This window comes from Halomonas sp. KG2, from assembly GCA_030440445.1.
Classification (GTDB): domain Bacteria; phylum Pseudomonadota; class Gammaproteobacteria; order Pseudomonadales; family Halomonadaceae; genus Vreelandella.
In genome coordinates, this window is sequence record CP098528.1 from 4,014,757 (window position 1) to 4,022,721 (window position 7,965).

The 7,965-nt window shown below is 48.7% G+C and carries 9 protein-coding genes; 2 read left to right on the forward strand and 7 right to left on the reverse strand.

All coding sequences use genetic code 11. From position 1 onward, the window contains the following. Window positions 1–208 precede the first annotated feature (208 nt). From NDQ72_18450 to NDQ72_18460, 3 genes are read right to left on the reverse strand one after another with little or no spacing between them, the layout of a single operon-like run. Complete coding sequence (locus NDQ72_18450) at window positions 209–1,315, reverse strand: dipeptide epimerase (protein ID WKD27992.1); 1,107 nt, start codon at window positions 1,313–1,315, stop codon at window positions 209–211. Window positions 1,316–1,329: 14 nt separating this feature from the next. Then, the gene (locus tag NDQ72_18455) at window positions 1,330–2,754 is read right to left on the reverse strand and encodes an AbgT family transporter (GenBank protein ID WKD27993.1); all 1,425 of its coding nucleotides are present in this window, start codon (window positions 2,752–2,754) and stop codon (window positions 1,330–1,332) included. 14 nt (window positions 2,755–2,768) lie between these two features. Continuing rightward, complete coding sequence (locus NDQ72_18460) at window positions 2,769–3,932, reverse strand: amidohydrolase (protein ID WKD27994.1); 1,164 nt, start codon at window positions 3,930–3,932, stop codon at window positions 2,769–2,771. Between the two features lie 253 nt (window positions 3,933–4,185). On the opposite strand from NDQ72_18460, the gene NDQ72_18465 reads away from it, so the two are divergent. Next, entirely contained in the window at window positions 4,186–5,067 is an 882-nt protein-coding gene (locus tag NDQ72_18465; protein WKD27995.1) for a LysR family transcriptional regulator, read from the forward strand. Window positions 5,068–5,100: 33 nt separating this feature from the next. Continuing rightward, window positions 5,101–5,577, forward strand: coding sequence for an NYN domain-containing protein (locus NDQ72_18470; protein WKD27996.1), 477 nt, complete (start codon window positions 5,101–5,103; stop codon window positions 5,575–5,577). A gap of 30 nt (window positions 5,578–5,607) precedes the next feature. Here the strand turns inward: NDQ72_18470 and NDQ72_18475 are convergent, their stop codons facing one another. From NDQ72_18475 to NDQ72_18490, 4 genes are all read right to left on the reverse strand, one after another. Further along, entirely contained in the window at window positions 5,608–5,961 is a 354-nt protein-coding gene (locus NDQ72_18475; protein WKD27997.1) for a glucose-inhibited division protein B, read from the reverse strand. 130 nt (window positions 5,962–6,091) lie between these two features. Continuing rightward, entirely contained in the window at window positions 6,092–6,313 is a 222-nt protein-coding gene (locus tag NDQ72_18480) for a DUF1090 domain-containing protein (GenBank protein WKD27998.1), read from the reverse strand. A 238-nt stretch (window positions 6,314–6,551) separates the two neighbouring features. Continuing rightward, window positions 6,552–6,935, reverse strand: a complete 384-nt coding sequence (locus NDQ72_18485) for an H-NS histone family protein (protein WKD27999.1) — start codon at window positions 6,933–6,935, stop codon at window positions 6,552–6,554. Between the two features lie 194 nt (window positions 6,936–7,129). Beyond that, window positions 7,130–7,648: an AmiS/UreI family transporter gene (locus NDQ72_18490; protein ID WKD28000.1), complete on the reverse strand. Its 519-nt coding sequence runs from the start codon at window positions 7,646–7,648 to the stop codon at window positions 7,130–7,132. Window positions 7,649–7,965 lie beyond the last annotated feature (317 nt).

Genomic DNA, 7,965 nt, shown 5'->3' on the forward strand with positions numbered 1-7,965 from the left:
ACGCACGGCTATGTGATAGCTAAACAACTAGCCATTGCTTTGTGCTAAACAATTACCTCATTTAACCCCTATTAAAAGCTTAACGCTATTAATATGTTTATATATTCATACGCTTGAGATTTTATAACAGCATTGATAACTATCGGGCAAAAGCACCAAAGAAGAGAACATCTTCTTACGTCACTCCCACCCGAGAGTACATCTTGGTTCAGTCAATGGTGTCGACAAATTCGCTGAGATCCCGCACTCGACTCCTATCGATAGTCACGCCAAGTCCAGGTGAGTCGTCCAACACAATATGCGTTTCATCTCCCGGCATCTGGGCAACATCTTCGCCAATCATGGCGGGCCCTACCAAGTCATTCGCAATAATATTGGGATGCGCCAGCGCTAGGTGGGCACCCGCGAGCGTCGCGATCGAGGACTCCACCATAGAGCCGATCTGGCAGGGTATATCCGCCGCCATTCCGACCTCTGCCATCGCCATGGCAGGACGTAAGCCGGAGGATTTCATTAACTTGATGTTAACCATGTCGGCAGCGTTTAGTTGAATCACCTCCAGCATTTCTTTAACACCATGAATAGGTTCATCAGCCATAATCATGGCATCAGTTGACTGAGTTACACGGGCCATGGCGGTGAGATTCTCCATAGCGACGGGTTGCTCAAACCAATCCACTTGATAGGGCGCTGCCTGCCGAATGACCTGAAGTGCTTGCTTTGCACTCCACCCTTGATTGGCATCCACGCGCAACGCAATCGATCGATCTAGTGCTTCTCTAACCCGCGCAATCCGCTCAACATCATGTTCCGGCGTATCTCCCAGTTTGATTTTGATCGACTGATAACCGCGCCGAGCAGCCTCTTTCGCCTGACGCGCCATCTCCTCCGGCGCTAACATGCTGATAACGTATGGAAGTTCCAATCTAGTATGGCTACGCCCACCTAGCAGCGCATAAAGCGGCTTTCCGCACTCACGCGCCACCAGGTCGTGAAGCGCAATATCGAGAGCTGCTTTCGCCGAGGGGTTATGGCGAATTTTACGGTTGGCAGCATGATGGAATTGCGCAATATCACTAGCGTCGGTGCCCATTAGTAGTGGCGCTAGTTCACTGGTTATGATTTCTCGTGCGCCAAGATACGTTTCTCCCGACACATGCTGATCTACCACGGCTTCACCCCAGCCAATCTGGCCAGAAGCAGTCTCGATGCTGACAATCAGGCTGGCGATATCGTGATAAGTGTCATAGGCAATCTTAAATGGTTGTTTAAGCGGAAGACGCACACCATAGACCGTGATTTTGTTAATACGCATTATTGATGCCTTATTTATGTCCAGGAAAAGATCTGAGCCAGCGCAATCATGAGACTTGCCATACCCAGTTGAAGAATCGCTAATGGAAGTATCCATTTGATCCACTTACTCCACGACACACCTGCCACCGCAAGCCCTGCCATGAAATATCCCGACGTTGGGGTAAGAATATTGGAAATGCCATCACCAAACTGAAACGCGAGGACAGCCGTCTGACGGGTGACTCCCACAAGATCCGCAAGAGGCACCATCAAAGGCATGGTCAGTGCTGCTTGACCACTGCCAGAAGGGACTAAGAAGTTCAGGACAAGTTGAACAAAAAACATACATACCGCAGTAACCACCGCGGGCATTCCGCTCAGCAGCCCTTCGAGATGATAAAGAATGGTATCCAGGATTTCCCCATTTCTCAGAATCACCAGGATGCCAAAGGCAAAGCCCACTACCAGTGCCCCCATCGCAATTTCCTGAATGCCTTCAACAAAGTGGTCGGCAATTTTATTCGGGTTCATGCGCGCAAATGCACCGATTAAAATAGCCATCAAGAGAAAGGCGCCAGACATCTCACCGATATACCAGCCGTGACGTATCACGCCATAGGCAATAACAAGAATGGTGCCTACGAAAGCAGCGAGGACGAGTTTATCGGCAACTGATAACGCACCTGGGTCTTCATTGGCTTGTGGTTTACCAAATTGACGGCGGTCACTATTAAAGACAAGGCTCGCTTCGGGATGAGCTTTCACTTTGGCCGCATAGCGAGTGACGAAAGCAATACTGATACTGACGAATATTAGCCAGTAACAGGCCCGCAGAGTCATTCCAGAAAACATCGGGAGCTCAGCGATATCCTGGGCAACGCCAACGGTAAAAGGATTCATAAACGCTGCAGAGAAACCGGCACCAGCACCTACCAAAGGTACCGCTGCGGCCGTAATAGAGTCATACCCCAGCATACGCAGCAGCGGTGCAAGGATAATGATAAAAGCAATCGTTTCCTCTGCGAGCCCGAAGGTTGCTCCTCCCATCGCAAATAAAAGCATCAGTAAAGGGATAAGAATGAGATCACGCCCAGTAAGCGCATTACTGATACTGGCAACGACTTTTTGTAGTACCCCGGTTGCTTTCAGCACGCCAAACGCGCCGCCTGAGATAAAAATAAAGAAGATAATGCTACTGCCTTCACCCATCCCTTCAAAGACCGCCATGAACGGACTTAACCAGCCAGCTTCTTGCGCTTCCACCGCCGCATAACTGTCTGGCACTACAACCGTACGCCCTTGCTCATTGGCTATACGCTCATAACTACCCGCCTGAAGAAAGTGGGTTGATAAAGCAGCGAGACAGATAAAGCTAAATAACACGACAAAAATATGCGGGAAGCGAAATGTTGGTCGTGAACTCTTCTCGTGTGTCATTGTTTTTTCGAGAGACGTCATGGGGTATCCCCAGTTTATTGATGGTTATCGAGAAACTGCATTGCCACACTTGTCAGGAAGTCGCTTCCAATCGACAGAATGGCATCGTTAAAGTCATAGTCAGGCTGGTGAAGTTTCGGTGTTTGTGGCCCTGAACCATTGCCAATCCATGCATAGGTACCAGGAATATCGGTAAGAAAAGCCCCCATATCATCAGCTCCCATGCTGACGGGGTGCTCTACCAGCTGTTCATGCCCCCAACGCTGCACCACCACATCGCGGCACAGCTGGGCACAACCGCGGTCATTGGCAACCGCTGGTGTTGAAGGAACGTAATCAAGTGTGACGTCGCATCCTGTTGCCTTGGAAACCCCTTCCGCCACATCGCTAATCCGCCTCTCAAGACGTTTGCGTAGCTCAGGTTTAAAGCAGCGCGCGGTACCCGTCAGCCGAGCAGTCGCCGGAATAATATTGCTAGCATGGCCACTTTGCAGGCTACCCAGACTGATAACAGCGATGTCTTGGGGGTCAATATTACGACTGACAATCTGTTGAATAGCGGTTGTAAATAGGCTGGCCGCGACGATGGGGTCTGTTGTGAGATGAGGCATCGCCCCATGCCCACCGGTGGAGTGGAACGTCACCTCAAAGTCGTCGCTTGATGCCATATGAGGGACGTCATGGATAACAAAACGCCCGGCCTCTACACCTGGCCAATTGTGTAGTCCAAATATCGCATCAAGCGAGAATTTTTCCTGAAACCCCTCAGCAAGCATCGCTTCAGCACCGGTACCAATTTCCTCGGCGGGTTGAAAAATCAACACGACATTTCCCCGCGCCGGGCGCTGGTTAACCAACTGTGCAGCAGCAGCCATCAACATTGCCGTATGGCCGTCATGTCCACATGCATGCATTACATTTGACTGGCTGGAACGATGCGAAAACTGATTAGCCTCCTCGAGTGGCAAAGCATCGAAATCGGCTCGAAGCCCAACGGTTGCCCCCGTGCTGGCGCCTTTAATGACGCCGACCACACCGTGGCCGCCTATCTTCTCATGCACCTCATCTACCCCCAAGCCACGTAGCATCATTGCAATACGCTCAGCGGTTATAGACTCCTGGCCAGATAACTCTGGGTGCTGGTGGAGTTCCCGACGAAACGTGATCATTTTCTCAAGCTCAATGGCTGATAACGTCATGAGAGGTAAAACCTTGTTGTAAAGTGGTAAGCCTGGGAGAAGTGCGCCATCTGGCGTCCGCAGGAACGCATACTTGTGCAACAAGAGTCGCGTACGCCGTTATGCGCTTAACCAGATTGGTTTTGAGTATGTTGTAACGCTTAGTGCGAATAAAATACTTCTTCCCGATAGCGTCATACCTTTATGAGATGAGACTTTAGTTGTATTTTCTGTATGAAATGAGACGCGCATCGTGACGTCTCCGGGAGCGGACATGGACACAAAAAAACTAAGGTACTTCCTGGCGGTGGTCGAAGCGGGTTCGATATCATCTGCAGCCAAGCAGATACCGATCGCTCAGCCCGCCTTGACGCGACAGATACATCAGCTTGAAGCCGATATCGGGGCAGTCCTGTTTTATCGTGACCGCAAAGGGGTATCTCTGACCCAAGCGGGGCATTACCTATATGCCAATGGGCAGCGCCTACTGTCAGAACTCGAAAGTGTCGCGAAGAAAACACGCGATATTGCCAATGGTTACCGCGAAAGTCTCTCGCTCGGGATTAGCACCATACATCCCTATATTCCCAGCATCACAGCACTCATCAGCAGATTTCGCTCACGCTACCCCTCAACACAGTTAACGCTAGAATCAATGTTGTCAGGCCCCCAGGCAGAGGCGATTCTGGCGGGTCGGCTCGATGCCGGCATTCTCTTCATTGAACGAGAAGATGAGCCCAGGCTAGACTACTATCCGTTAGCCAGCTTTCGTATGGCGGTCTTCACCAGTCGATGCCACCCTCTCATAGCGACTACCCCGACCTCGCTTAAGGATTTTCACGACGCGCCATTCATTCGGTTTAGCCGAACCTCAACGCCTGGCAGCTTTGACCGGCTAGATAGGTGCTTTCAGAAGGTAGGCTTCGTACCCAATACTGTTCAGGAATGTCGCGATGACATCACTATTCGCAGTTTGGTCGCCACGGGAATGGGGTATGCGATTATGCCCAGCATCATGGCACTCGGGGACGAAGACATTGTCGCCTATGAATTAAACGACTTGCCAATAGCCACGGATCTCATGCTTGCCTGGCAAAAGGGCCGCCAGCCAGCGGCAGTAAAAACACTATGCCAGCTCGCCGAAGAATCACATTGATTTCATCATTAACGACAAAAAAGATTATATCTAATGACAAAAGTTGCGATATTTGTTGATATCCAAAACGTCTATTACACCGTGCGGGAAGCGTATGGTAAGAACTTTGATTACAACAAATTTTGGGCACAAGTAACCGCTGGCAGAGACGTTGTGGCTGCTTTTTGTTATGCCATCGACAGAGGTGACCAAAAGCAACGGGAGTTTCAAAACATACTCAAAGCAATTGGTTTTAATGTAAAACTGAAACCTTTTATCCAACGTTCAGATGGCTCTGCAAAAGGCGACTGGGATGTTGGCATTGCTCTCGATGCAATGGAGTACGCTGAACAAGCAGATATTATTGTATTAGTCTCCGGCGATGGAGACTTTGATCTTTTAGTCAACAAAATACGTGTTAAGTACGGTAAAAAAGTTGAGGTTTATGGTGTTCCCCAACTTACGGCAGCCTCATTAATAAATGAAGCCAGTGAGTTTATAGCGATAGATCGTTCGCTCTTGCTACGTTAGGTTGCTAATAGCGTCGCTTAACTGCAGGGGTTATTCGCCTGGCAACTGATCGACCCGCGTGAGGGTAAGCCGCCGCCCCTCATGCGGAGAGAAGTGAAACTGGCCTTCTACCTCCACACTTTCATCTAAATAGGGCGCTATTTCCTGGTGGGGAAATATCTCAACCCGATTAAGCTGTTCGTCTTCGATCCAATAATGAAGGGGGTCGTTGAAATGCCGCACGACGCCCTGGGTAACGATGTGCCTGTCATCAAAGGCTGCTGGATTGTTCACCAGCATGGGCAATGGCACCGTTACAGTTAGTTGCCCGCGACATCCGCTGATGAGAGTTACCATCGCTAGTATGATGGCCGTAAGGCTAATACGTTGCTGGAGTGACTGCATTGCGGTACTCCCCCTCATTATGGCTTGTTTTTTTATCTCTGCTGGGCGTTGCTAGTATTTCATCGGTATTAAAAGAGGCTGAGTGGAATAAGCGTAAGTCTTGCAGCTAGGTGCTGCGGCCTGGTGCAGATTATTCGTTAAGACGGTGCTGCAGTGAGTCCAACTCCTCGGTGTGCTCTTCAAGCTCACGCACTTCTTCCTGGCTCTCTCTAATCTCTTCGGCAGCCTCAGCAAGGATTTGCTCATTCGTGCAATGCTCTTCGATGGAGTGCAACGCACGCTGCAATCCTCGAACACGATGTTGATTATCGTGTGCTTGGGCGTGCTCCAGCTGTTGACGTAAGACGGTCATTTTGTCTTCGCACAACCTGTCTGCTGCGTGCGCTGCTGGCAAAGATAAAACCCCAGCGGTTACCGCTAAACTTAAACAACCCAGCCATTTTCTGTTCATTATTCGCTCCTAGCACTCTACGAGCCTTACAAGGTAAACATAGAGAAGCATTACAGCTTTATAAAACTATAGGTCAAATAGCCAGGCTGCCAATCTTCGCCGCCCGTGGAGCACCCCAGACGAGCGGCGGATGAACATATTAAGCGCGCTCTTCTACGATCCAGCTAACCACTTCTTCGTTGCCAAATTTAGCTTTCCACTCTTTAATGACGTTGTGGTTGCCACCACGCGTTTCAACGACTTCCCCTGTGTGAGGATTCTTAAACACCTTTAAAGGACGCTTCTTGCGACCATCGGTACTACTGGTCTTGGTGACTTTAACTGATGAAGACAGATATGATGGGTCAAGCATTTCGCATACATCGCGGGCTAGCTTGCCATGCTCTGTCATTAGCGTCTGTAATTTTTCCTTAAACTCCAGCTCTTTCTTCAGCTCGCTATTACTTTCAAGCGCTTGCAGCTCTTCCTGCAACTGCTTTAACATCTGTTCTTTCTTGATGTAGTCGCTCAGTACTGATGCCATGTTTTCATCTCCATAATTTGCTAATTGCTTTGCCATATACTGACTGCACAGTAAAACATGTTAAGAGCGCTACTTCAGTATGGCAGGCGTGCTCATGAACAAGCGCGGCCATTTAGCGATTATATACCGCGTAATTTCGTAATGTGGGCGTTCTCAATAAATTTTAAATATTATTTACATTCAGCAACGAGTGGCTATGCATTGACGATGCCTAGCAATATCATAATGCCAGGAACCCACCCCGTAAAAACCGCACAGAAGAGTGTGTAAATCGCCACTGAGCGCTGTATTTTTTTTGCCAACGCTAACAGGCAAAAAAAACTGAACCACAAAGCAGACCATGCAAACCAGCTAAGCGTATTCCACAGCTCGAAGTTGAGTCCTATATCGGTGATAGAGCTCGCTCCAACAAACGCTGCTGTAATACTAACAAAGAAGCAGAACCATCCAAGTCCGATTCCATCCGCCTTTAAAAACTGGTTAGCCCCAACCCAAAGATAAGTAAAAGAAAATAGCAAGGTAAATGCCCCAGCGCTAATAGCAGCAGAATTATCCGGCTCTCGAAAAATCAAATAGACAGCAATCATGAAGCTCAACACACCAACCATTATGTTGATGACAGATACCTCTTTGTCACCAATTTTGCCTAGCAGCCATATTCCGTTCACAAAAAGAACTGCTCCGACATATAGCAAGGTAAGCCCTAAAATCATCACAACTATTCCTGTAGTTATATTTTAATTTTTTCTGGCGTTTTTTAGTTTTTTCTACTGCTCTACTGCATATTTAATAAATATCCACCCTCCTCTCCAGACACATCCACGCTTTAAAAGTGGAAGTAACTTCCAATTAGCTTGAGCGTCGACGTGTAAACCTATAACCGCTTATTTTTATTTTATTTTCATGAAACACTTCACTTTCCTTCAAACGACAGGCAAGGCTTGGCAGCACATCATGCGGGCTAAGAAAGCCCGAAATGGCACCAAGAAAGGCTATTTTTAAAAACCGGGGGAGTATAGCAGGGGTTGCG

Bases quoted from the DNA above. Each gene is read 5' to 3' on its own strand.
- NDQ72_18450 (WKD27992.1), bottom strand. From the start codon at position 1,315: ATGCGTATTAACAAAATCACGGTCTATGGTGTGCGTCTTCCGCTTAAA.
- NDQ72_18455 (WKD27993.1), bottom strand. From the start codon at position 2,754: ATGACGTCTCTCGAAAAAACAATGACACACGAGAAGAGTTCACGACCA.
- NDQ72_18460 (WKD27994.1), bottom strand. From the start codon at position 3,932: ATGACGTTATCAGCCATTGAGCTTGAGAAAATGATCACGTTTCGTCGG.
- NDQ72_18465 (WKD27995.1), top strand. From the start codon at position 4,186: ATGGACACAAAAAAACTAAGGTACTTCCTGGCGGTGGTCGAAGCGGGT.
- NDQ72_18470 (WKD27996.1), top strand. From the start codon at position 5,101: ATGACAAAAGTTGCGATATTTGTTGATATCCAAAACGTCTATTACACC.
- NDQ72_18475 (WKD27997.1), bottom strand. From the start codon at position 5,961: ATGCAGTCACTCCAGCAACGTATTAGCCTTACGGCCATCATACTAGCG.
- NDQ72_18480 (WKD27998.1), bottom strand. From the start codon at position 6,313: ATGACCGTCTTACGTCAACAGCTGGAGCACGCCCAAGCACACGATAAT.
- NDQ72_18485 (WKD27999.1), bottom strand. From the start codon at position 6,935: ATGGCATCAGTACTGAGCGACTACATCAAGAAAGAACAGATGTTAAAG.
- NDQ72_18490 (WKD28000.1), bottom strand. From the start codon at position 7,648: ATGATTTTAGGGCTTACCTTGCTATATGTCGGAGCAGTTCTTTTTGTG.